This window comes from Planktothrix paucivesiculata PCC 9631 (assembly GCF_900009265.2).
Taxonomy (GTDB): Bacteria; Cyanobacteriota; Cyanobacteriia; order Cyanobacteriales; family Microcoleaceae; genus Planktothrix; species Planktothrix paucivesiculata.
This window is the reverse complement of sequence record NZ_LR735118.1, coordinates 1-249: the sequence shown is the minus strand read 5'-3', so window position 1 is coordinate 249 and position 249 is coordinate 1. Positions and strand designations below refer to the sequence as shown.

Annotated in this window: 1 protein-coding gene; it reads left to right on the top strand. The window is 45.0% G+C overall.

From position 1 onward, the window contains the following. Positions 1 to 96: 96 nt before the first annotated feature. The gene (locus tag PL9631_RS25785; protein WP_156090468.1) at positions 97 to 249 is read left to right on the top strand and encodes a hypothetical protein; all 153 of its coding nucleotides are present in this window, start codon (positions 97 to 99) and stop codon (positions 247 to 249) included.

Genomic DNA, 249 nt, shown 5'->3' with positions numbered 1-249 from the left:
TCTAAGTGTGATGCTCTGTGATCCATAAAAGCCTCCTTAATTGTCTAATATTTGCTGGTTACATCTCTATTTTCCCACGCTTACTGATTAGATCATATGCCCAATAGTCGTCTGTTTTGTCGCGATCGCCTGCCCAGTAGTCGTCTGTTTTATCGCGATCGCTTGCCCAGTAGTCGTCTGTTTTATCGCGATCGCCTGCTCAATAGTCGTCTGTTTTATCGCGATCGCACTCCATCGAACTCACGTTAA

Bases quoted from the DNA above. Each gene is read 5' to 3' on its own strand.
- PL9631_RS25785 (WP_156090468.1), top strand. From the start codon at position 97: ATGCCCAATAGTCGTCTGTTTTGTCGCGATCGCCTGCCCAGTAGTCGT.